Here is a 24,199-nt window from a genome sequence, read left to right on the forward strand (position 1 = left end):
CGGGAGCGACGGCGTCTGCATTGAAACGACCGGCCCGCCACGCCGCCCGCCGGCTTGCAATGACCGCCCGATGCGGTCAAATCCCGCCCCATGCGCCCGTCCCTCCTCGACCCTCTCTTTGCCGCCGTGACGACCCTCGAAGGCGTCGGGCCGAAGCTTGCCGGCCTTCTGCAGACGCTGCTGTTGCGCCCCGGCGAGACGCTGCGCATTCGTGATCTCGTCTTCCACCTGCCCACCGGCCTCGTCGACCGGCGCCAGCGCGCCGAGATCGCCACCGCGCCGGAAGGGTCGATCGTCACCCTCACGGTCCGCATCGACCGGCATCAGGCCCCCGGCCGGGCGCAGAAATCCGCGCCTTACCGCGTCTTCGTGCAGGACGAGACCGGCGAGATCGCGCTCACCTATTTTCGGGCCCAGCCGGCCTGGATGGAGAATCTCTTCCCCCTCGGCGAGACGATGGTCGTCTCCGGCAAGGTCGAGTGGTTCAACGGCCGGCCGTCGATGGTCCATCCGGACTTCGTCGCCAGCCTCGAGCGGGCCGAGACGATGAGCCTCGTCGAGCCGGTCTATCCGATGACGGCGGGGCTGTCGGGCAAGGTCTTGCGCAAGGCGATCGGCCAGGCGTTGGAGCGGGTGCCCGCCTTCCTCGAATGGATCGAGCCTTCGGTGGTCAAGAGCCAAGGCTTTCCTGCCTTCACCGAGGCCCTGACGCGGCTGCACGATCCAGCCGACGCCGCCGACATCTCGCCCGAAAACCCCGCCTGGCGGCGCATCGCCTATGACGAATATCTGGCGAGCCAGCTGGCACTGGCCTTGTCGCGTCAGAACCAGAAGGCGGTGCCCGGCCGGGCGCTGACCGACCCCGCCGGCCGCCTCGCAAAAGTCCGCGCTGCCCTGCCCTTCGCGCTGACGGCCGGCCAGGAGCAAGCCTTCGCCGAGATCGCCGCCGACATGGCGGCGCCTGAGCGCATGCTGCGGCTTCTCCAGGGCGACGTCGGCGCCGGCAAGACCATCGTCGCGCTGATGGCGATGGCGGTGGCGGCGGGCTCAAGCTGCCAGTCGGCGCTGCTCGCCCCGACGGAAATCCTCGCCCGCCAGCATTTCACCGGCCTCTCGAAGCTCGCAGACGCCGCCGGCCTGACCATGACGCTGCTGACCGGCCGCGACAACGGCCGCGCCCGAGCCGCCAAGCTCGACGCGATCGCGAGCGGCGAGACCGACATTATTGTCGGCACCCATGCGCTCTTTCAGGAAGACGTTGCTTACGGGGATCTCGGCCTCGTCATCGTCGACGAGCAGCACCGCTTCGGCGTCCACCAGCGGCTCTCCCTCACCAGAAAGGGCCGTGGCGCCGATCTCCTGGTGATGACCGCGACGCCCATCCCGCGCACCCTCGTCCTCTCCGCCTTCGGCGACATGGAGGTCTCGCGCCTCGCCGAAAAACCCAAGGGTCGCAAGCCGATCGCCACCGTGGCCCTGCCGACCGACCGCATCGAGGAGGTGGTCGAGCGCATCGGCAACGCCATCGCAGGCGGGCAGCGCGTCTACTGGGTCTGCCCGCTGGTCGAGGAGAGCGACAAGAGCGACCTGATGGCCGCCGAGGAGCGCGGCCGCCAGCTGGCCGAGGTCTTCGGTCCGGAGACCGTCGGCGTCGTCCACGGCCGCATGAATGCCGAGGAGAAGGACACCGTCATGGGCGCCTTCAAGCGCGGCGAAAAGCGCCTCGTCGTCGCCACCACCGTCATCGAGGTCGGCGTCGACGTGCCGGAGGCGACGATCATCGTCATCGAACACGCCGAGCGCTTCGGCCTCTCCCAGCTCCACCAGCTGCGGGGCCGCGTCGGGCGCGGCGACAAGCCCTCCTCCTGCGTCCTCCTCTATCGCGGCCCCTTGAGCGAAACCGCCGCCGCCCGCCTGAAAGTCATGCGCGAAACCGAAGACGGCTTCCGCATCGCCGAGGAAGATTTAAAGCTGCGCGGCGAAGGCGACCTCCTCGGCACCCAGCAATCGGGCCTGCCGTTCTTCCGCATCGCGAGGACGGAACACCACGCCGACCTGATGGAGGTGGCGCGCGACGACGCCCGGCTGGTGCTGGCGAAGGACCCGGATCTGCAGGGCGAACGCGGCGAGGCGCTGCGGGCGCTGCTCTATCTGTTCGGGAAGGACGAGGCGGTGCGGTTGCTGAGGTCGGGGTGAGAAGGAAAGCCAGGCGACGGCATCAGTGCCTCGTCATTCTCGGGCCCCGTCCCGAGAATCCAGCGATCGCATGGCACTCCACCGCTGTGATTAGTCGGAAAAAGGGACGACCTGCCGAGGCTGCGGAATCCGCCCCTAGATTCTCGGGACGGGGCCCGAGAATGACGATGCGGGTGTGCTTCGCCCTGTCAGGCAACGCAGCAGCGATCATGCCAAACGCGTCGTCATCCTCGGCCTTGTGCCGAGGATCTACTGCGGGTGGCCCTATCCGATCCGGCGGCGGAAAGGCGTTTTCGGCGTCGAGCCATGGTCCGTCGGCTCGGCCGAGGAAAATCTCCATCGGTCGGTTCTGCCGACGAAAGCCGTCATAGCCTCATCGGCGGTCCGTCGCCGTCGCCGATCCATCGCGTCGCCCGCAGTAGATCCCCGGCACAAGGCCGAGGATGACGAAGCGGGGATTGCGGCGCTTCGTTCTGTGCGGTCGCTTGCGGCACAACCGCTGGAAGAACAGGCCTTTCGCCTCGTACCGTCAGCGGAGCCGGGGAAAAGATATCCCCGCCACCTCCCACCCCGTACACAATCGCCGCACCGCCATCCCGAGGGACACGGACGATCGCCGGGATCGTTCGGGAGGGCGGGCGGTGTCCGCGGTGCGACCCCTTCCGGAGGGTGTTCGCATCCCGGACGGGTTCGAGGCTCCGCTCCTGAGCCTGTCGAAGGGCCCTCGCGTAATACGGCGCGGGTGCGGATCGGTCCGCTTGAGGTCGCCGTGCTGAAAAGGTGCGGCGGGCGAAGAGCCAGCAGCCGGTGTTGCCGGCCCGAGGTCGGCGCTTTGGCTCACAAGGCCAAAGCACAGGACAGGGTGGGTGAGCCGAGAAGACCCCGAAAAGACGCCGCGCGGAACGCCGGAGGCGGGCCGTAGAATACCAGACTATCGGAGGGCCTGCCTCCGGCGTTCCGCTGTCCGCCTGTCGGGCGGAAAAGACCCGGCTCCTTACGGAGAGGGGTGCATCGCATGGGCGAAAACCGGGCCGCGCCGCGCCGCCGGAGGTTTTGGCGCGGGGCGACATCTCGGGCGGACGGGATGGCAGGAGGGAGAGAAACACGGCGGCCGTTGCGCCGAGGCATCCCCCTCGGCCTCCTGAGCCTGTCGAAGGGCGGCATCTCCCCCGCAAGGGGGGAGATCAGGCGGATTTGACGGACCACGAACTTCCGGGCATCCCGTCATTCAGGAAGCTTGAAATGCCGGGATTGGCCGCAGCCGCAACGCTCGGACGATCTCCCCCCTTGCGGGGGAGATGCCCGGCAGGGCAGAGGGGGGGGTCGGCGCGGCGGCACCCTCGCCGGACGGAACGACCGCAAGCGCGACGCCCGAAACGACCCGAAGGGACACCGCCATGCCCCAGCTTTCCGACGTCGTCGCCGAGATCGCGGCCGAAATGGCCGCGCGGCCCGACCGCGGGCAGGTCGCGACCTACATCCCCGAACTCGGCCGCGTCGATCCGAACCAGTTTGCCATCGCCGTCGCGCTCGCCGACGGCTCCGTCGTCGAGGGCGGCGACTGCGAGACCTTCTTCTCGATCCAGAGCGTCTCGAAGGTCTTCACCCTGACGCTGGCCTTAGGTCTTGCCGGCGACCGCTTGTGGAACCGGGTCGGGCGCGAGCCGTCCGGCAGCCGGTTCAACTCCATTGTCCAGCTCGAGCAGGAGCGCGGCATCCCGCGCAATCCCTTCATCAATGCCGGCGCGATCGCCGTCACCGACATGATCCTCTCCGGCCACCAGCCGCGCGAAGCGCTGGGCGAGATCCTGCGCTTCCTGCAGTTCCTGTCGAACGACGACAGCGTCTTCATCGACAAGGCGGTCGCCGCCTCGGAGGAGCGCACCGGCTACAACAACCGGGCGCTCGCCAACTTCATGAAAGGCTTCGGGGTCGTCGACAATCCGGTCGAATTTGTCCTCGGCGTCTATTTCCACCACTGTGCCATCGCCATGACGGCCCGCCAGCTGGCGCGGTCCGGCAGCTTCCTCGCCCATCAGGGCAGGAACCCGGCGACCGGCCATTCGGTGGTGACGGCCGAGCGGGCGCGGCGCATCAACGCCGTCATGCTCACCTGCGGACACTATGACGGCTCGGGCGAATTCGCCTACCGGGTCGGCCTGCCGGGCAAGAGCGGCGTCGGCGGCGCGATCCTCGCCATCGTGCCCGGCAAGGCGAGCGTTGCGGTCTGGGCGCCGGGGCTCGACGCCGCCGGCAATTCGCATCTCGGCCGCATCGCGCTGGAAAGGCTGACGGCCCGCATGGGCTGGTCGATATTTGGTGGATCAGCGGCCGAGACCAGCTGACAGGCAGCTACTCGGCCGCGTGGGCGTGGCGCCGCCCAGACGATGATCCGCTGTAAATCATATCGCGATCCCGCTGAAGTATCGGCTTCTTCGCGCGCCGGATTTTCAGCTCCACATAACCGAGAGCTATCAACCGGGCGATGATGGGAAGAGAAGCGGCAAATAGGACTTCAGGAAACATCTCCAACCTCGTTGAGATTGTCCTGTAGAGCAATGAATGCACGATGAGAGGCGACGCGGAACAGCATACCACCAGCAGCGCTTGCCGCCAAAAGAGATGCGATCTGAAGCATCTGTGATCGGTCGAGATCGAGCCCCTCGCCGGTGATGATCTCTCGCAGGATCCCGATTGCGGGTGCGATGACTCCGACCGTGATAAACCCGACGCCAATGAGGTTCAGAAAGCTCGCCAGAGCCTTGATCTGCTCCTTTTCCGTGGCGCTCTGCCGGTATGGTGGAAAGAAGCGTTGGTCACGTCTGGTCAGAAAGCGAAAGTGTGGACCATCGCTCTCTGTATTCGTCGGAAACGTCATCGCTCACCTCTCGGTGGTTTGCGAGACGAACTAAATCAGGAACTGAATTTTCTGGGAAGCTCGAAGTGCGACCGTGGCAGCCCGGGCAAGATGACCGCTTGTCACGCCGCCGGTTCGGTCTCGCGTTCGCGGCCCTGGCGGGCGGCGATGATCTTCGCGGCCTCGTCGATCGAGATCCGGGCGGCCGGATCGTCCGGCGTCACCAGGCCAGAGGAGACGACCAGCTTCAGGGCGTTCTCGATGCTCATGTCGAGAATGCGCAGGTCCTGCCGCGGCACATAGAGCAGGAAGCCCGAGGTCGGGTTGGGCGTCGGCGGCAGGAACACCGCGGTCATCTCGTCGGACTGGTCGGCAAGGACCCGCGCCACCTCGCCGCGGGCGTCCGTGGCGACGAGCACGACGCACCAGACGCCCTTGCGCGGATATTCCATCAGCGCCGCTGTCTTGAAGGAGGCCGAGCGGTCGGCGAGCACCGTCTCGAAGATCTGCTTCAGCGCCGTATAGACCGTGCGCACCAGCGGCGTGCGGGAGAGGAGCCGCTCGCCCCAGCCGATGATGGTGCGGCCGATGATGTTGGCGGTCAGGAAGCCGATCAGCGTGATCAGGATCAAGGCGACGACGAGGCCGAAGCCGGGGATCGCGAAAGGCAGATAGGAATCCGGCCAGTAGCGCGCCGGAATATAGGGCTTCACCCATGAATCGACCCAGCCCATGAAGGACCAGGTGATCCAGGCGGTGATCGCCAGCGGCGCGCAGACGATGAAGCCCGTCAGGAAGTAGTTTCTGAGCCGCATCATGATCGAAGGTCACCTTTCGGCCATCGCGAACCGGGCGCCGGCCGAACGCGGCGATTTGACCGGAGAGAAAATCGTCGAAGGGAAGCATCGTTCCGCGCCGGGGCGAAAGCAAGGCTTCATTCGCAATCGCAGCATAGCGCGACGTCGATGACGCCTACTCGACAGTCACCGACTTGGCGAGATTGCGCGGCTGGTCGACGTCGGTGCCCATCTGGATCGCCGTGTGATAGGCGAGAAGCTGCAGCGGCACGGCGTAGACGATCGGCGTCAGGATTTCCGGCATCTCCGGCACGGCGATGATCTCGGCGCCGTCGACGATGCCGCTGGAAGCGCCCTTCACGTCGGTGAAGAGGATGATCTCGCCGCCCCGCGCCGCGACCTCCTGAACGTTCGAGGCGGTCTTTTCGAAACTGCGGTCGTGCGGCGCCACCACCACCACCGGCATGGTCTCGTCGATCAGCGCGATCGGCCCGTGCTTGAGCTCGCCGGCGGCATAGCCCTCGGCGTGGATATAGCTGATCTCCTTCAGCTTCAGCGCGCCTTCGAGCGCCAGCGGATAGGAGAAACCGCGGCCGAGGAACAGCGCGTGGCGACGCGTCGCCATCTTGCGGGCCAGCGCCTCGATGGCGCCTTCCAGCCGGATCGCCTCATTGGCGAGCCGCGGCGCCTCGGCGAGGATGCGGGTGAACTCGGTCTCTTCGTCGCCCGAGATGACGCCCCGGTCGACGCCGGCGCGGATCGCCAGTGCCGCCAGCGCCATCAGCTGGCAGGTGAAGGCTTTGGTGGAGGCGACGCCGATTTCCGGCCCGGCGAGCGTCGGGAAGACGAGGTCCGCCTCGCGGGCAATGGTCGATTCCACGACATTGACGATCGCCGCGGTCTTCAGGCCTTCGGCTTTCGCGTAGCGCAGCGAGGCGAGCGTGTCGGCAGTCTCGCCGGACTGCGAGACGAAGAGCGCCAGATCGACGTCGGAAAGCGGGCTCTCGCGGTAGCGGAATTCCGACGCGACATCGAGATCGCAGGGGATGCGGGCGTAGCGCTCGAAATAATAGCGCCCCACCAATGCGGCATAGAAGCCGGTGCCGCAGGCGGACAGCGCGATGCGCCGCACCTTGGAGAAATCGATCGCCTGGCCCTTCGGCAGCCGCGTCGCCCCGGTGGTCATGTCGACGAAGGAGGAGAGCGTGTGGGAGAGAACCTCCGGCTGCTCATAGATCTCCTTCTGCATGAAGTGGCGGTAATTGCCCTTGTCGACATAGAAACTCTTGCCGCCGGAGCGCTTGATCGGCCGCGTCACCTCGGCGCCGTGCTCGTCATAGATGGTGATCCGCCCGTGTTCGAGGACGGCGAAGTCGCCCTCCTCCAGATAGCGGATCGAATCGGTGAAGGGCGAAAGGGCGATGCCGTCGGAGCCGAGGAACATCTCGCCCTCGCCTTCGCCGACGGCGAGCGGGCTGCCACGCCGCGCGCCGATCAGGAGTTCCTCGTCGCCGTCGAAGACGAAGGCCAGCGAGAAGGCCCCTTCGAGGCGCTTCAGCGAGGCCTCGACGGCGTCCTTCGGCGAGGCGCCCCGGTCGAGTTCGCGGGTGACGAGATGGGCGACGGTCTCGGTATCGGTCTGGGTTTCGAAGCGGGCGCCGTCCGCCTCGAGCTCGGCGCGGAGTTCGCGGTAGTTCTCAATGATGCCGTTGTGGACGACGGCCAGACGCTTGGTCGCATGGGGATGGGCGTTGGTGACGTTCGGAACGCCATGGGTCGCCCAGCGCGTATGGCCGATGCCGATGGTCCCCTCCAGCGGCTGTGTCTCGACGAGCTTGGCAAGGTTCGACAGCTTGCCCTCGGCCCGTCGGCGGGTCAGCCGGCCGTTTTCCAGCGTCGCGACACCGGCCGAGTCATAGCCGCGATATTCCAGCCGCTTCAGCGCGTCGATCAGCCGGCCTGCCACAGGCTCGCGGCTGATGATCCCGATGATACCGCACATTCTCTCGATCCTCGCGCTGGAGCCCGCATCGCCCGGAAAGCCGTCGAAGAGCTTTCGGACATGCGCCCGCATTTCATGTTTCGCGGGCCCCCGCCGACTTCTGGCATCGGCCCGCCGCGGCGACGACCGCACGCCGTGCCGCGCCGAATGGCGACATTGGCGCGGCGACGGCCCGGCGCTCCGCTTTATCGCATGTCCGGAGCGGGGCAGAATAACGATTGATGACTTAACGTTACGATTGTCTTTTAGCGCCCGCACCGGGTTTTCCCGCGGCTGCGGCAGGTTTCGCCGCCGGCTTGGTGCCGGCTTTCGCCGCACCGGCGGACGACTTGCCCGCGGCGGCGGAAGGCTTGCCCGAGGCAGCCGCTGTCTTCACCGGCTTGCCGCCGTCCTTCGCCGCCTTGGCGGCGCGGTTGCGCTCGGCGATCTGAAGCCCCCGCCCGTCTTTGTTCACCTGCCTCTCGCGGGCGATCGCCAGCGCGCCGGCCGGGACGTCCTCGGTGATGACGCTGCCGGTGCCGATATAGGCGTTGTCGCCGACGCTGACCGGGGCGATCAGCGAGGTGTCCGAGCCAATGAAGGCATCGGCGCCGACCACGGTGCGGTGCTTCAGCGCGCCGTCGTAGTTGCAGGTGATCGTGCCGGCACCGACATTCGTCCGCGCGCCGATCTCGGCGTCGCCGATATAGCTGAGGTGATTGACCTTGGCGCCTTCGAAGAGCGTCGCGTTCTTGATCTCGCAGAAATTGCCGACCTTCGACCCGGCCTGGAGGTCCGATCCCTCGCGCAGCCGGGCGAAGGGACCGACCGAGACGCCCGGCGCGACGCGCGCGCCCGACAAATGGGAGAAGGCATGGATCACCGCGCCTTCGCCGACGCTGACGCCTGGGCCGAAGACGACATTCGGCTCGACGGTGACGTCGCGGGCGAGCACCGTGTCGTGGGAGAAGGTCACCGTCTCGGGGGCGATCAGCGTTGCGCCCTCCTCGATCATCGCGTGGCGGCGGCGCCGTTCCTGCCACGTCGCCTCGACGGCGGACAATTCGGCGCGGTTGTTGACGCCGGCCACCTCGAAGGCTTCCGCCTCGATGGCGCGGACCTTCAGCCCCTCGCGCCGGGCGATCTCGACGGCGTCGGTGAGATAGTATTCGCCCTTGGCGTTGGCATTGCCGATGGCGTCGAGGATCGCCAGCGCCCTTTCGCCGGACAGCGCCATCACGCCGGCATTGCAGAAATCGATGGCGCGCTCGGAATCGCTGGCGTCCTTGTCCTCGCGGATCGCCAGGAGTTCGCCGTCGCGCTCGAGCAGCCGGCCGTAGCCGGCGGGATTCTTCGGGCGAAAGCCGATGACGCAGATGTCGGTGCCGGCGATCAGCGAGGCCCGCGCCCTGGCGAGGGTCTCGGGCCGGATCAGCGGCGTGTCGGCGAAGAGGACCAGGATGTCATCGGTGCCGGCCTCGATCGCCGGGCGCGCCGCCAGCACGGCATGGGCGGTGCCGAGCCGCTCGTCCTGGACGAAATGTTCGGCATCGTCCCGGTCCTTGCGCACCGCCGCGACGACCGCGTCGCTGTCGCGGCCGGAAACGACGGCGATCCGGTCCGAGCCCGCCTTGCCTGCCGCGGCGACGACATGGCGGACCATGGCGAGCCCCGCCACCTCGTGCAGCACCTTGACGCGGGCGGACTTCATCCGCGTGCCCTCGCCCGCGGCCAGGATGATCGACAGGCAGCGTCTTGCCATGGAAAGCCTCTGAAAAACTCTGGGTGGGTTACCTGCTCGCGCCGTAGCACGAAATCCGGCCAAAACGCGACCGGAGCCGGCTTTTTGCGGTCAGCCGATCGACTGGAGCGCCGGAAAGGTCTCGAGCAGCCAGAACGACATCGACTGCATGCCACCAGTCAGGAACAACACGCCGGTGACGACGAGCAGGCCACCCATCGCCTTTTCGACCATGCCGAGATGGCGTCGAAAGCTGCCTAGCCAGCGCAGGAAGACGCCTGAGAACGCGGCCGCCAGGATGAAGGGAATGCCGAGGCCGGCGGAATAGAAGGCGAGCATGACAGCGCCCTCGCCGACCGTGCTGCTGGTTCCTGCAAGCCCCAGAATGGCGCCCAGCACCGGCCCGATGCAGGGTGTCCAGCCGAAGGCGAAGGCGAGACCCATGAGATAGGCGCCAAGAAGGCTGCGCGGTTTGTCCGGCGCCTGCAGCCGCGCTTCGCGGGACAGGAATGACAGGCGGAAGACGCCGAGGAAGTTCAGCCCCATGACGATGATGGCGACGCCGGCGACGATGCCGAGCCAGTCGAGATTCTGCCTGAGGAACAGCCCGATCGAACTCGCCCCCGCGCCGAGCGCGACGAAGACGGTGGCAAAGCCGAGAACGAAGATCACCGCCGAGCCGATGAGCCGCGCATAGCCCGTCGAGGCGACCGCCGGGCCGGTCTTCAGGTCATCCGCCGAGACCCCCGCCATGTAGCAGAGATAGGGTGGCACCAGCGGCAACACGCAGGGCGACAGGAACGACAGCGCCCCTGCCAGAACCGCCGTCGGATAGGATAGATCTGCTCCCAAGACTGATGCCCTTCTTTCGGTGGCGCCCCCGCGACGGAAGCTTTGCGGCCAGACGCCTCGCCGATCCTGCGGGTGATACGACGACGATCGCCTCAGTACCCCCCTCTGCCCTGCCGGGCATCTCCCCCTCAAGGGGGGAGATCATGCCTTCATCGATCACCGCGCCGATTCGGTCCTTTCACGGCAAACGCGTAAACCGGACCCGCCGGGCCTCGAAACTGGCGCCAGACGATCTCCCCCCTTGAGGGGGAGATGCCCGAAGGGCAGAGGGGGGTGCCGCGCTTCCAAGACAATGCCGTTCGCCAGCTTCGGACAGAGCTCGAGGAGTGGCGCCTCGCCCCGACCAATCCCATTCATCGAAACCATCTTCGTCGAGGGAGGCCGGCTGTTACTCACCCCAGGCTCGCCAACGCAGCCGCCAGCTTCTCGGCCTCGAGCCGGTACCCCTCGCGCTTCTCGCGCTCCTGCTCGACGATCTCTTCCGGCGCATTGGCGACGAAGCGCTCGTTGGAGAGCTTCTTGTCGATCCGGGCGATCTCGTCCTCGGCCTTCTTCTTTGCCTTGGAAAGCCGCGCCCGCTCCGCCTCGACGTCGATCATGCCGGCGAGCGGCAGGGCGAAGCTCGCGCCGGCGACGATCACCTGAGCCGACTGGGCCGGCGCGCTCACGGCCGTGGTGACGCCGGCAAGACGCGCCAGCCGGCGCAGCTGCAGGTCGTGGCGTTTCAGCCGGTCTGCCGTCTCGCCGTCCGGATCGATCGCGACGAGCGCCGCCTCGGCGCCGGGCGGCACGTTCATCTCGGCGCGGATCGAGCGGATCTCCGAGACCAGCGCCACCAGCCAGTTGATGTCGCTGGCCGCCTCCGGATCGGCGAAGTCGACCGACGGCCAGGCGGTGTGGCAGAGCAGCTTTTCGCGACTCGTCTCGCCTCCCGTCACCTGCCACAGCTCCTCGGTGATGAAGGGCATGAACGGGTGGAGCAGCGCGAAGACCTGGTCGAGGACGAAGCCGGTCACATGGCGGACTTCGCTCGCGGCGTCCTGGTCCTCGCCGGACAAGGTCGGCTTGGAAAGCTCAAGATACCAGTCGCAGAAGAGGTTCCAGACGAAGCGGTAGATGGTGCTCGCCGCATCGTTGAAGCGATAACCTGCCAGCGCCTCGTCGGCCTCGGCGATGGTGCGCGACAGCTCCGTGACGATCCAGCGGTTGAGCGGCTGGGTCAGGCTCTGAGGGCTGAGCGCGGCGCCGTGGACGGCGCCGTTCATCTCGGCAAAGCGCGTGGCATTCCACAGCTTGGTGCCGAAGTTGCGGTAGCCGGCGATGCGCTGCGGATCGAGCTTCACGTCGCGGCCCTGCGCCGCCATGATGGCGAGGGTGAAGCGCAAAGCGTCGGCGCCGAACTCGTCGATCAGGTCGAGCGGATCGATGACGTTGCCCTTCGACTTCGACATCTTCGCGCCGGTCTTGTCGCGCACCAAAGCGTGGACATAGACCGTCTCGAAGGGCTCGCGCTCCATGAATTCGAGCCCCATCATCATCATCCGAGCGACCCAGAAGAAGATGATGTCGAAGCCGGTGACGAGGGCCGAGGTCGGATAATAGGTCGAGAGCTCCTTCGTCTCGTCCGGCCAGCCGAGCGTCGAGAACGGCCAGAGCGCCGAGGAGAACCAGGTGTCGAGGACATCCTCGTCGCGCGCGAGGAAGCTCTCGCGGCGCTCCGGATCGGCCGCCATCGCGCGGGCGTCCTCGTCGGTGATCGTTCCGTTGGTCACGTAATGGGCGAGTGCGGCAGCGACGGCCTCTTCCTCGCTCTTCTCGACGAAGATCGAGCCGTCCGGCCCGTACCAGGCCGGGATCCGGTGGCCCCACCAGAGCTGGCGCGAGATGCACCAGGGCTCGATGTTCTCCATCCACTGGTAGTAGGTCTTCGACCAGTTCTCTGGCACGAACTTCGTCCGCCCCTCGCGAACCGCGGCGATCGCCGGCTCGGCCAGCGTCTTGGCGTCGGCGAACCACTGGTCGGTCAGCATCGGCTCGACGACGACGCCGGAACGGTCGCCGAAGGGCTGCATGATCTTCTTGTCCTCGACCATGATCATCAGCCCTTCGGCATCGATCTCGGCGACGACCTTCTCGCGGGCGGCGAAGCGATCGAGGCCGCGGAAGCTGTCGGGGACGAGGTTGATCTCGTCGACGAAGGAGGCCTCCGGCGTCTCGCCGGAACGGACGATCTCGGCGGCCCGGCCGGCCGCCTCGGCATAGGCGTCGCCGTCGGCGCGCATTGCCCCTTTCTCGTCCATCAGCCGGTAGCAGGGAATGTCGTTCCGCCGCGCGACCTGGTAATCGTTGAAGTCGTGGGCGCCGGTGATCTTCACCGCGCCGGAGCCGAAATTCCTGTCCGGATATTCGTCGGTGATGATCGGGATCAGCCGGCGGTGCTCTTTCGGGCCGACGGGGATCTCGCAAAGCTTGCCGACGATCGGTGCGTAGCGCTCGTCCTCCGGATGGACGGCGACGGCGCCGTCGCCGAGCATCGTCTCCGGCCGGGTCGTGGCGATGGAGATGTAGTCCCGCGTCTCGCGCAGGATCTCGTTCCCGTCGTCGTCCTTCTCGACATAGTCATAGGTCTCGCCGCCGGCCAGCGGGTATTTGAAGTGCCACATATGGCCGTCGATCTCGCGGTTCTCGACCTCGAGGTCGGAGATCGCGGTCTCGAATTTCGGATCCCAGTTGACGAGCCGCTTGTCCTTGTAGATCAGGCCCTTGCGGTAGAGTTCGACGAAGACGTGGCGAACGGCCTTGGACAGGCCCTCGTCCATGGTGAAGCGCTCTCTGGACCAGTCGCAAGAGGCGCCGAGGCGCCTCAGCTGGCCGAGGATCGTGCCGCCGGACTCCGCCTTCCACTGCCAGACCCGCTCGATGAAGCCTTCGCGGCCGAGCTCGCGGCGGGTGACGTTCTCGCCCGATGCGGCCATCTGCCGCTCCACCACCATCTGCGTGGCGATGCCGGCGTGGTCGAGGCCCGGCTGCCAGAGGACGTTGCGCCCGCGCATGCGCTGGGTGCGGATCAGGATGTCCTGCAGCGTGTTGTTGAGCGCGTGGCCCATATGTAGCGAGCCGGTGACGTTGGGCGGCGGAATGACGATCGAATAGGGCTCGGCGCCCTCCTTCGCCCCGGCGCCGGCCGCAAAGGCGTTCGCGTCCTCCCATCGGGCGGCGATCCGCGGCTCGATGGCAGCCGCGTCATAGGTCTTGTCGATCATGAATTGTCCAGAAAGCGAAATCGCGTTGCCTTCCGGTTACCCACTTGCTCTTGCGCCTGTCAACGCGAAGCGGGGCGCGGCACCCTCCGGTGCCCGCCCCGCGCGGGATCCTGATCTCGGCAGATTATCGGGTCAGCGGCTGCCGCCGCGGGCGATGCGCTCGATCTCCTCGCGCACCAGCTGCTCGACGAGACGCGGCAGGTTCTCGTCCAGCCACTCCTGCAGCATCGGCCGCATCACCTCGCGAACGATCGCGTCGGAATCGCGCAGATGGTCGTCGCGGATCGCCGCGGCAAGCTCCGAGAAGGACGCCGCGACTCGCTCGCCCGCCTCGCGCGATATCAGCGCATGGGCGAATTTCATGCCGTCGTCGAGAGGCTCGGAGACGGACGCCGCCGGGTGGAAACTCGCAAGGCGCGTGCGGTCGGCGGCAAAGTCGGTGCCGCCCTCGCCAGCGTCAGGCTCGGCGAGCTCGGCCGCTTCCGACACGGCCTCGGCCGGCTCCTCGGCGGCGATCGCGCCGTTCAGCAGTTCCTCGGCAAAGCCGGCCTCGTCGAATTCGTCGACGAACATCTCCGCCGCCACCTCGACATAGCGGTCGTTGGCGGCGATCGCCTGCGGCCATTCCGGCAAATCGCCGACATGGCCCGGCGCCGGGCGACGGATCGAGCGCGGCGCATTGGCGGAAACCCGCGCGGTGTCGGCCGCGGGATATTCGGAAGCGTCTTCGCCGAGGGGCTCGCCGCCCGCCGCCAGCGATTCGGCACGCAGCCGCGCCCGGGCGATCTCGTCGGCCTGGCTGGCCATTTCGGGCATCGGCTGGGCCGCGCCGACGGCCGTCGCACGCGTCCCGCCGGCAGCCTTCGCACGCGTCGCGGCAGGCTCGACGGCGGCGCGCGCCGCCGCATCGATGGCCGAGGCGTTGCGCGCCAGGCGTTCGTCTCCGGTCTCGATGATCCGGCGGATCGAGGCGAGGATTTCGTCCATCGACTGGTCTCGGGCCGGCAGCGCGTTGCTCATGAATGGCTCCCGCAAATTTGGCGACGTTCCGTTCGTAACGCCCGAATCATGCGCGAAGCCTATGCCGAACGGCCAGCGAGGTGAATCCCGATGGGCCCGGAAGCCGCGGTTTCACCAGATTAATTCCCCGATCGGCACCAGGGGGACGCCATGCGTGCGCAATGCCGGCCGGCCGCGTCGATCGCGACCAGCCCTCGCTTTGGCCGAGCGCTCAGCGACCGTCGGGCGTGCGCAGGCCGTACCACTTGTCCTCGACCGCAATGTAATGGTCATTCGGATCGTAATTCGTCGCCGCGAGCTTCAGCGACTTCTGCGACAGGAGGCCGACGGAGGAGAGCAGCGAATAGGCGGCCACCACCTCGTCGCGCCGTGAGCCGACCAGCAGGATCTGCGCGGAGATCAGGTCCGCCTGGGAATCGAGCACATCGAGCGTCGTGCGCTGGCCGACATTGCGCTCCTCGATGACGCCGTCGAGGGCGAGCCGCGCCGCCCGCACCTGCGCCTCGAAGCCGGTGATGTTGGCTCTCGCCGCCTGCAGCTCGGCCCAGGCGGTGGCGACCGCGGCCCGGACCTGATCGCGGGTGCCGTCCACCTCGATCCGCCGCTGGCCGAGGGTCTCCTTGTACTGGCGAACCAGCGAGCTCGCCGCACCGCCCTGATAGATCGGGATGGTGATCTGCGCGGCGACGGTCCCGGAGACTTCGTTCTGGGTGATGACGTCCGGGATACCGGCAGTGGTGTTCACACCCGGCAGATTGCCGCCGCCGGTATCGCTCAGCGAATAGGTGTTCGACACCTCGCCCGAGAGGGAGACCTGCGGCAGCAGCGCGCCCTCAGCCGACTTCACCTGATAGGCCGCGGCGTCGACCGCGGAGAGCGTCGCGAGGATCGCCGGATGCTGGCGCTGGGACAGCGCATAGGCAGACGCGACGGAACGCGGCAGCAGGCTCATCGGGGCGCTGGCCGGCGAGAGATTCCTCGGCGCGTCGCCGATGACCTGAAAATAGGTCGCCTCGCTCGAGGCGACGCTGGACAGGGCGCTGTTGAGCGTCGCCGTGGCGAGCGCCTGTTCCGATTCGGCCTGAGCGACATCGGTGCGAGTGCCTTCGCCGACGTCGAAGCGGGCGCGGGCGGCCCGGACCTGCTCGTTGAGGAAGCCGAGATTCTGCCGCCTCAGATCGGCGATCTGCCGATCGCGGATGACGTTCATATAGGCCGTCGCGGCGTCGAGCAGGGTGTTCTGCTCGGTGTTCGACAGGTTGTACTGCGCGGCCTGGATCTGTGCCTTGGCCGAGCGGATGTTGTTCGGGGTCTGGAAGCCGTCGAAGATCGTCTGGTTGATCTGAATGCCGAAACTCGACGAAAGAGCCTCTGCGTTGGCCGGCGAAATGCCGTCGCCGGACGTCGTACGGCTCCGGCTCGCGCTCAGGGTGCCGACACCGTTGACCTGCGGGCGCAGGCCGGCCTTGGCCTGCGGCACGGCTTCGTCGGTCGCCCGCAGCTGGGCGCGGGCCGCATTCAGATCCTGATTGTTCGCATAGGTCTTCGCGAGGGCCCCGGCGAGGGTCTCCGCGTTCACCGGCGAAAGGGCACCGAGGCAAACGGAGCCGGACAACAGGGCGAGGAGGGAGAAGGTCTTCAGCACCAATCGATACTCCGGGCTGCATCGCAATCCGGTCTTTGCGCGGGGTCGCTGAGCGACAACTCCGGCGCCAAACCGCCTGCCCGAAGCTAATAACTGATTAAATGAACGAAGCAGTCTAATATTGCCGAGAGGCCGCCGGTTTTCCGGCGACCGGGGCAAATCTGCAACGGAACCTCGCGGCAGCTTAGAAAACGAACTCGGGCTTGCGGCGGAAGCTCGGCAGCGGCTTTACGGAGCAGTTGAAAGCGAAGCGTTCGGAGACGACGCCATCCTCGTCCTTGACATACAGCATCGCCTCGGCGGCGTTGCCGATGCCGCGCACGACGACCATCCGGCCGCCCCGCTTCATCTGGTCGAAGAAGGTGTCCGGGAGGACCTCCACCGAGCCCTGGAAGATGATCACGTCGTAGGGAGCTTCGGCCCGGCAGCCCTCGAGAAGCGCGTTCTCGACGACGGCGCAGGTCACGTAGTCGAGCCGGGCGAGATTGTCGGTCGCTGCCGCGGCGAGGGCCGGATCTTCCTCCAGCGCCACGACCGAGCTCGCGAGATACGACATGATGGCCGAGGAGTAGCCGGTGTTGCAGCCGACATCGAGGACCACGTCGTCCTTGTCGATGGCGGCGAGCTGCAGGAGCTTGGCGAGCGGCGACGGCTCCATCACGTAGCGCCCGTCGCCGAGCGGAATGTCGTCGTCGACATAGGCGAGCGGACGGCGCGAGGCGGGGAGGAATTCCTCCCGCGGAACCTGCAGGAAGGCCCTCAGGATCTCGTGACTGGTGACATCCGTCGTCCGGATCTGGTTGTCGACCATCTTGATGCGGGCCGCCTCGAATTCCATCGCCGACTTCCTGTTTCTGTCAAACCGCCGCGCCATCCGGGCGCCCTGCGCGCGACCGGGCGCACGCATGAAAGGCTCCTTCGGCATCGGGCGAAGCAGGCCCGCCGAGAGAATCGGCAAGAGCGCCTGCGCCGATGCCAAAGCGCCAGTGTTCCATAGTCGCGAGGCTCCGGAGGCGCAAGCACGCGCCTGCCCCGATGTTCCCCGAGCCCGCCGGCCGGCTGCCGGACGCAACGAAACGGGGCGGCCGTCGCCGGCCGCCCTGAATGCATCAGTCCAAAAATTCCGGCCTGGCGGACGCTCAGGTCGCCGGCTGCGGGCGCGGATGGCGCCGCGCCTCGCCGGCGAGCCGCTCCTCGGCCGCGTGGTCGATGTCGAGATCGTGGTCGGTCTCGATCCCGGCATTCGGATCGTCGAAGACCGCCTGGTCGAACTCGCCCTCCATCTTGGCGACGATGGTCGAGACCACCGCGTCGCCGGTGATGTTCACCGCCGTGCGGATCATGTCCATCAGCCGGTCGACGCCGAGGATCAGCGCGATGCCCTCGATCGGCAGGCCGACCTGGTTGAGCACCATGGTCAGCATCACCAGGCCGACGCCCGGCACGCCGGCGGTGCCGATCGAGGCGAGAACGGCCATGGCGATCACCGTCAGATAGCCGGTGATGCCGAGCTCGATGCCGTAGACATTGGCAAGGAAGACGGTGGCGACGCCCTGCATGATCGCCGTGCCGTCCATGTTGATCGTCGCCCCGAAGGGGATCGTGAAGGAGGCGACGGAGTTCTTCACGCCGATGCGCTCGGTCACGCATTGCAGGGTGACAGGGATGGTGGCGTTGGAGCTCGCCGTCGAGAAGGCGAAGATCTGGGCCGGCCGCATCTTCCGCATGAAGGTGAAGGGGTTGAGCCCCGACAGAAGCTTCAGGAGGATCATCAGCGTGACGAAGAGATGCAGGAACAGCGCCCCGACCAGCGTGCCGACATAGGCCATCACCGGCACGAACAGGTCGATGCCCTGTTCGGCGAAGGTCTTGGCGATCAGGCAGAAGACGCCGTAAGGGGCGGCGGCCATGACGATGGAGACGATCTTCATCATCACCTCGTTCATGTATTCGCAGGCGCGGATGAACGGCGCCGACTGGTCGCCCAGCATCACCACGGCGACGCCGAGCAGCACCGTGTAGAAGATGATCTGCAGCATCTCGCCCGAGGCGAAGGCCTGGATCGGATTGGTCGGAACGATGTTCGCGAAGACCTCCCAGACCGAGGGCGCCTCCTTGGCGGAGATGCCGCCGGCCTCGACGCCCTGCATGTCGAAGCCCTGCCCAGGACCCACGAGTTGGGCGAGCAGGATGGCAACGCCGATCGCCACCGCCGTGGTGAAGATGTAGAGGCCGAAGGACTTGCCGCCGACCCGGCCGAGCAGGCGGATGTCGCCGATGCCGGCGACGCCGCAGATCAGCGAGAAGAACACCAGCGGCACGACCAGGAGCTTCAGGGCGTTGACGAACATCGTGCCGATCATGGCGAAGAAACCGCCGACGACGTATTCGTTCAGGAAGGCCACGTCGGCCGTGTTGATCGCCGCGCCGACGACGACGCCGGCGAGCATTCCGATCAAAATCTTCATGGTGAGAGACATGCGGGATTCCTTTCCGCGACGAGCTTGCCGGCCGTCCGCCGGGCTCAGAAAATCGCAACGAGACGTCGACGCCTCGGAAGAAAGAACCCATCCACGTCAGAGACGAGCGCGAAGAGTTGCCTCGCTGCACAAACGAAAGGCATGCATTTCGATTGAGCTATCGTGCTAGGCTTTTGATTAGGCGTCAACTCTCTTTACGATCTGCGAGACTATCCACAGGCAGCCGCAGCGTCGGCGCAAGAAGAGCGGCGAGAAAGCAGAGATCGCGCTGACTGACGATCAGGCGAAGCCATGGGCTGCGATGGCGCCACGCTCCGTCGGCCGAAATGCAGGGCTTTGATGCAGGTGAACTGCCAGCTGGACAGCCGACGCGTTAATCTGCCGCGACGGTTCGATGTCCAACGGGAACTGCGCTCGTCAGGCCGCCTTTTCCTTCTTCACCCGCGCCTCGCGGATCAGGGCCTCCTGGCGACGCATGCGAGCGATTTCCGCCGACGTGCCACGCGTCTCTGAATAGAGAGCCAGGTTGAGTTCGTCGGCATCCGGCGGGGTGATGGCGAGGTCGCGATAGCTTTCCGCCTCGGGATCGGCCCAGATCCGGTCGGCCATCCGCTTCATCCGCACATAGTCCCGGAACATCAGGACGATCGCCCGCGCCTCGGAGTAGGCATAGCGCGGATAGAAGATCAGCGGGTTTTCGAGCTTCATGCCGTGGCGCCTGTCGCGCCGCGACTTGACGCGCAGATAGCCGCCTTCGAGCGGGTGGACCCCGTAGATCATGTGGTAGTTGCGGTATCCAAGGATGCGGAAGAGCAGCATCATCTTGCGGACCGATCCGGTCGCCCGCATCCGCTTCATGATCGTCGCGATGTGATCCCAGGAATAGAAGCGGCCCCAGACCTCCTCATAGACCTTGTCCCATTCGGCGTCGGGCATCTTCTCGTGATGGGTGACGCGATGGTTGAGGTCGTATTTGTTGAGGTCGGGGTCCATCCAGACGCCCTTCCTGGCGAGCGTCTGGTGATCCTCGCTTCCCGGTAGCGGCGTCAGGTTGGTGAAGTAGATGAGATCGATCGGCAGTTCCCGCTTGATCACGTCGACGTCGTGCAGGATCGATTCCCGCGTATCGTTTGGAAAGCCGATGATGTAGCCGACGGTGATCATCACCGAGCGCTTTTTCCACTCGAGGAACATCTCGCGATATTCGATGATCTTGTTCTGGTTCTTCTTCACCGCGATGAGGTTGTCGGGATTGATGTTCTCCATCCCGACGAAGACCTGGTCGACGCCGGCGCGCACCGCCTTATCGATGAAGCCTGGGATCTTGTGGCAGCGAGTGTCCACCTGGATCTGCATGCGGATCTTGATGCCTTGCGTCTCGCGAAGCTGGATCAGCCGGTCGAAAAAGGCCTCCCAGTTGCGGTTGCGGGCAAGATTGTCGTCGGTGACGAAGAACAGGTCGACGCCGATCGCCCAGTTGGCGCGGACGATCTTTTCCAGATCGTCGGCCGAGCGGAAGCGGCTGACCCGCCCCTGGACGTTGATGATGGTGCAGAAGGTGCACTGGAAGGGGCAGCCGCGGCCGATGTCGAAGCTCGAATAAAGGCCGAAGGTCTTTTCCACCTGCGCCCGGTCGAGAAAGGGAATCTCGGCGCCTTCAAGGCCCGGCAGGTCGGCATCGTGACGGTAGAAGGGCTGCAGCTTGCCCGCGAAGCCGTCGCGCAGCACCTGATCGAAGCGCCCGCCCTCCGCCTCGCCGACGAAGAAGCTGATGCCCATGCGGCCAGCGTCTTCGATCTCGGGCGGCGTTCCGTCGAGCATGGCGAGGGAGCCGGCGACGTGGAAGCCGCCGAGGCAGACCGGAATGCCCGCCGCGAGAAACGGTCGGGCAAGATCGACGGCGCGCGGGAACTGGTTCGACTGGACGCCGACGAGGGCGAGCATGCCCCTGCCCCCGTCCGCAGTCATCATCTCGATCAGCTTCTTCGGCTTAACGCGCGTATTCGTCTCGTCGATCGTGTGGATCACCATGTCGGTGTCGCCGAGGACCTTTCGCGAGATGCAGTCCTGCGCGATACCGTTCAGGCAGGCGAGCGAATTGGCCGGGATGGTGGAGCGCCGCCACTGCAGCGGATAGCCCTCGTCGTCGTAATGGGTCGGCTTTACGAAAACGATATGGAATTTTGCTCCGCCGGCCATTCATCCTCCCCCAAGGGTTCAAGCCAAAAATCGACGCGATGATCTTTTGCATCTGCGAAGATCATGTTGGATTTATGGATATTCCGCAAGGGAGCGCAAAAAGACTCTCGCGCAATATCCACGCGATCCAACGGTTTCTCATGCATCGATATTGCGAGGAAGGCGACGATCTAGTCAGCCTTGCTGACGAACAGCCGGATGCCGTTCTCGGAACGCACGGTCAGACGCGAGACCGGCTGCGGCTCGTGGCCCGGAACCGGCCGGACCTCGAAGCGGCGGACGATCTCCGCCAGCACGAGCGTCGCTTCCTGCAGGGCAAACGACGCACCGACGCAGACCCGCGCCCCCATGGAGAACGGCATATAGGCGCAGCGCTGCGCCTCGCGCGTCTCGGGTGAGGTGAAGCGGTCGGGATCGAAGTCGTTGGGGTTCTGCCAGTAACTCGTGTGCCGGTGCATCAGCCAGATCGGCACCACCACCGGCGATCCGCAGGGCACGTCCTGGTCGCCGAGGCGTTCCGGCTTCTGGGTGTCGCGGGACAGATAGGCGATCGGCGGATAGAGCCGCAGGACTTCCCGGAAGATGTCGCGGGTGCGCTCCAGCCGCTTCATGTCGGAAAATTCCGGCTGCCGGTCGGCGAGCACCGTCCGCGCCTCCTCGCGCATCTCCGCCTGCACGTCCGGCCGGTTGGCGAGGCAGTAGAGACCCCAGGCGATGCCGGCGGCCGACGTCTCGTGGCCGGCAAGGAAGAGCATGGCGATCTGGTCGAGCAGTTCCTCGCCCTCGAACTTCGTCTGGGTCACCGGGTCTTCGGCCGTCATCAGCACCGACAGAATGTCGTTGGTCGGCACCGCGCGGCCCTGCTTGACCGCCTTCAGCCGGCGCTGCAGCGGGCCGTTGAGAACGTTGCGGATCTCCTTCGCCATCCTGCGGGCCCGCCGGTTCGACCACAGCCAGTGGATCGGCACGCCGACGAGGCCGATCATCCCCTGCGCGAAGGCGATCGCCTGGAACTCGTCGAAGGCCGAGAAGATCCGGTTGGCGTCTTCGGCCGACATCGGCTCGGAAAAGATCGTCCGGAAGATCACGTCGCCGGCAAAATGCGTCATCTCCGCATCGATCGCGACTTCCTTGCCAGTGTCGGCCTGCAAAGCCAGGCGCGCGATGCTGGCGTCGGAGGCGTCGCGCATCAGCGTGAAAACGTTCCTGACGCCGGCATTGCTGAAGGCCTGGTCGACGATCCGCCGGTGGCGCTCCCAGGCTTCGCCGTTGGAGACGAAGATGGAATAGCCGGAGAGCTTGCGCATCATCCGCTCCATCAGTTCGCCCTTCGGAAACTCCCTGTAGCGCTTGATCAGAATGTCCCGGATCACCTCCGGATCGCGGACATTGAAGAGTTCGCGCTTCTTCATCGTCGGCAGCGACGGGATGCGGTGGCGGCTGACCCCGATGAAGCCGTAGCTGCCCTTCAAAAACAGGCCGAGGCTCGATTTCAGATGGCCGCGGATGCGCTCCAGCGGCGTCTCGGGATGATCGTCCTGGGCCTTGGGCAGAGCCGGGCGGAAGTCGGTGGTCATGGTCTTGCGACGCTCGTTTCGATGGGTCGCGGCCGGGTCACCAGTTCGAAATAGTCGAAGCCGTGGCCGCGCTCGGAGGGTTTGAGATACTGGAAATGAAAGTCGAGTGGCCGCAGCCGGATATGCCGGAAGGTATCGGGCTCGAGGATGTCATGGAAGTCCGGCTCGCGACTGACGACCCGCGAGGGCCTGCCGGAAAGATCGATCCCCTCGATAAGAGGGATGCGGCAGCTCGAACCGGGGTCGGAGCCGGAGGTGACGTCGAGAAGGCGCAGGCGGTCGCTCGTGGCGATGTCGGCGAGATCGCTACGAAAACCCTCGTCGCCGCCGAGCAGCGTATAGAGCGGCACCGTGTGGCCGAGGGTGAGGAGCACGATGTTCGGCGCGCCGGAGGCTGCATCGTCCGGCAGCCGGCGAAGCAGCCGCGCGCCCGCCCGCACCAGATGGATGGCGCCGAGGCTGTGGCCGACGACCAGGATCTCGTCGACCTCGCGCCGCTGCCAGACCTCGAATATCCGTTCGGCGAAGGCTTCGGCGCGGCCCTCGTCGCGATCGAACCGGCCGTCGGCCGTGCCGCGGAGATAGCCGAGAAAACGCGTCACCCACCAGACGTTCAGCCAGGCCTTCAGGCGGCTCCATCCGAAGATGCAGAGGGCGAGGACGGCGCCGGCTGCGACGACCGCCGCGCCTGTGGCCAGCCACCCGGGAGCGCCCAGCGAGGTGGCGGCAGTCGACACACCGGCGAGCGTCGCCGCAAGGGCGGCGATGCCGAAGGCGAGCGCGAGAAGCACCAGCGCCGGCGTCATCAGGATCGCCACGAACAGCGCCCAGGCCGGCCGGTAGAAGCGGCCGAGGATGCCGCGGCGCCAGCAAGTCCAGGCAAAGCGGAAGGATTCGCCCGCGAGCCGGATCTGCCGGCGCGGGAACCAGTAGCGCCCGACGATATCCGTCCACAGGAGCATTTCGTAGCGTGCTGTGACGCTCGGCCCCTCGGCACCGATCTTCGCCGAAACGGTCCAGGCGGCCGCTTCGATTGCCTCGGGCTCGGCTTCCGCAATCTCGATCCGCCGCTGCCAGCGGGCCGAGGCGGCTTTGAGCCCGGACCGGAAATGGCCGTGATAGATCGAGGCGCCGCGCGGGTCGAAACCGTGGATGTAGAAGACGTGGCGGCGGAAGTCGGCGGCTTGCGTTGCCTCGTCCGTCTGCCTCGCATCGGTCATCGCAATTCCGTCCGTTTCGACCGTCCGGCCGATGCCCGCCGGTCGCGCGTGACTACGACGGCGCGGGGCCGACAATCAAGGGCGCCCGCCGCCGGTCAGGGCGATCGCCTGAAGGCAAGCGCCGTCGCTGACGCTTCGATCTCCGCCCTTGAGGGTGGCAACCCAGGTCGGGGTGCGGCGCCGGCGTTCGGACAGGTTGGCTGCTGTCGCGCCCCCCTCTGCCTGCCGGCATCTCCCCCTCAAGGGGCAGGTCTATCGCATATGGCGAATGAGATCGAAGAAGAAGCTTTCGTCCCATCCGGCCTTGAGGAGTTTTCGTCGCATGGGGGTCTTGTCGGGATGCAGTCTGGCGACGTTGAGGGCGAGGCGCC

At 66.4% G+C, this 24,199-nt stretch carries 15 protein-coding genes; 2 read left to right on the top strand and 13 right to left on the bottom strand.

What is annotated here, in order from left to right:
* The first annotated feature begins 90 nt into the window (after positions 1–90).
* Both recG and E3C22_RS21370 read left to right on the top strand, forming a co-directional pair.
* Positions 91–2,196, top strand: coding sequence for an ATP-dependent DNA helicase RecG (gene recG / locus E3C22_RS21365; RefSeq protein WP_134763911.1), 2,106 nt, complete (start codon positions 91–93; stop codon positions 2,194–2,196).
* A 1,397-nt stretch (positions 2,197–3,593) separates the two neighbouring features.
* A complete protein-coding gene (locus tag E3C22_RS21370; protein WP_134763912.1) occupies positions 3,594–4,541 on the top strand; it encodes a glutaminase in 948 nt (315 codons plus the stop codon).
* 170 nt (positions 4,542–4,711) lie between these two features.
* On the opposite strand, the gene E3C22_RS21375 is transcribed toward E3C22_RS21370, so the two are convergent.
* The 13 genes from E3C22_RS21375 to E3C22_RS21440 all read right to left on the bottom strand — a co-directional run bounded on the left by E3C22_RS21375 (position 4,712) and on the right by E3C22_RS21440 (position 23,828).
* Complete coding sequence (locus E3C22_RS21375) at positions 4,712–5,074, bottom strand: hypothetical protein (RefSeq protein WP_134763913.1); 363 nt, start codon at positions 5,072–5,074, stop codon at positions 4,712–4,714.
* A 101-nt stretch (positions 5,075–5,175) separates the two neighbouring features.
* A complete protein-coding gene (locus E3C22_RS21380; protein ID WP_134763914.1) occupies positions 5,176–5,871 on the bottom strand; it encodes a DUF502 domain-containing protein in 696 nt (231 codons plus the stop codon).
* A 154-nt stretch (positions 5,872–6,025) separates the two neighbouring features.
* Positions 6,026–7,852: a glutamine--fructose-6-phosphate transaminase (isomerizing) gene (glmS, locus tag E3C22_RS21385; protein ID WP_134763915.1), complete on the bottom strand. Its 1,827-nt coding sequence runs from the start codon at positions 7,850–7,852 to the stop codon at positions 6,026–6,028.
* A 232-nt stretch (positions 7,853–8,084) separates the two neighbouring features.
* Positions 8,085–9,593: a bifunctional UDP-N-acetylglucosamine diphosphorylase/glucosamine-1-phosphate N-acetyltransferase GlmU gene (glmU, locus tag E3C22_RS21390; RefSeq protein ID WP_134763916.1), complete on the bottom strand. Its 1,509-nt coding sequence runs from the start codon at positions 9,591–9,593 to the stop codon at positions 8,085–8,087.
* Positions 9,594–9,683: 90 nt separating this feature from the next.
* Entirely contained in the window at positions 9,684–10,424 is a 741-nt protein-coding gene (locus E3C22_RS21395) for a cytochrome c biogenesis CcdA family protein (RefSeq protein ID WP_134763917.1), read from the bottom strand.
* 392 nt (positions 10,425–10,816) lie between these two features.
* On the bottom strand, positions 10,817–13,687 hold the full coding sequence (locus tag E3C22_RS21405; protein WP_134763918.1) for a valine--tRNA ligase: 2,871 nt from the start codon (positions 13,685–13,687) through the stop codon (positions 10,817–10,819).
* Between the two features lie 132 nt (positions 13,688–13,819).
* Entirely contained in the window at positions 13,820–14,707 is an 888-nt protein-coding gene (locus tag E3C22_RS21410) for a DUF2497 domain-containing protein (RefSeq protein WP_134763919.1), read from the bottom strand.
* A gap of 211 nt (positions 14,708–14,918) precedes the next feature.
* Entirely contained in the window at positions 14,919–16,352 is a 1,434-nt protein-coding gene (locus E3C22_RS21415; protein ID WP_280988060.1) for a TolC family outer membrane protein, read from the bottom strand.
* Positions 16,353–16,536: 184 nt separating this feature from the next.
* The gene (locus E3C22_RS21420; RefSeq protein ID WP_134763920.1) at positions 16,537–17,190 is read right to left on the bottom strand and encodes a protein-L-isoaspartate O-methyltransferase family protein; all 654 of its coding nucleotides are present in this window, start codon (positions 17,188–17,190) and stop codon (positions 16,537–16,539) included.
* A gap of 301 nt (positions 17,191–17,491) precedes the next feature.
* A complete protein-coding gene (locus E3C22_RS21425; protein ID WP_134763921.1) occupies positions 17,492–18,832 on the bottom strand; it encodes a dicarboxylate/amino acid:cation symporter in 1,341 nt (446 codons plus the stop codon).
* A gap of 417 nt (positions 18,833–19,249) precedes the next feature.
* Positions 19,250–21,031, bottom strand: a complete 1,782-nt coding sequence (locus E3C22_RS21430) for a B12-binding domain-containing radical SAM protein (protein ID WP_134763922.1) — start codon at positions 21,029–21,031, stop codon at positions 19,250–19,252.
* Between the two features lie 170 nt (positions 21,032–21,201).
* Positions 21,202–22,608 (bottom strand): cytochrome P450, encoded by a 1,407-nt coding sequence (locus tag E3C22_RS21435; RefSeq protein ID WP_134763923.1) that lies wholly within the window; start codon positions 22,606–22,608, stop codon positions 21,202–21,204.
* The gene (locus tag E3C22_RS21440; RefSeq protein WP_134763924.1) at positions 22,605–23,828 is read right to left on the bottom strand and encodes a hypothetical protein; all 1,224 of its coding nucleotides are present in this window, start codon (positions 23,826–23,828) and stop codon (positions 22,605–22,607) included. Before E3C22_RS21440 ends, E3C22_RS21435 begins: the two co-directional genes overlap by 4 nt.
* Positions 23,829–24,199: the final 371 nt, after the last annotated feature.

Source organism: Jiella endophytica (assembly GCF_004519335.1).
Lineage (GTDB): Bacteria > Pseudomonadota > Alphaproteobacteria > Rhizobiales > Rhizobiaceae > Jiella > Jiella endophytica.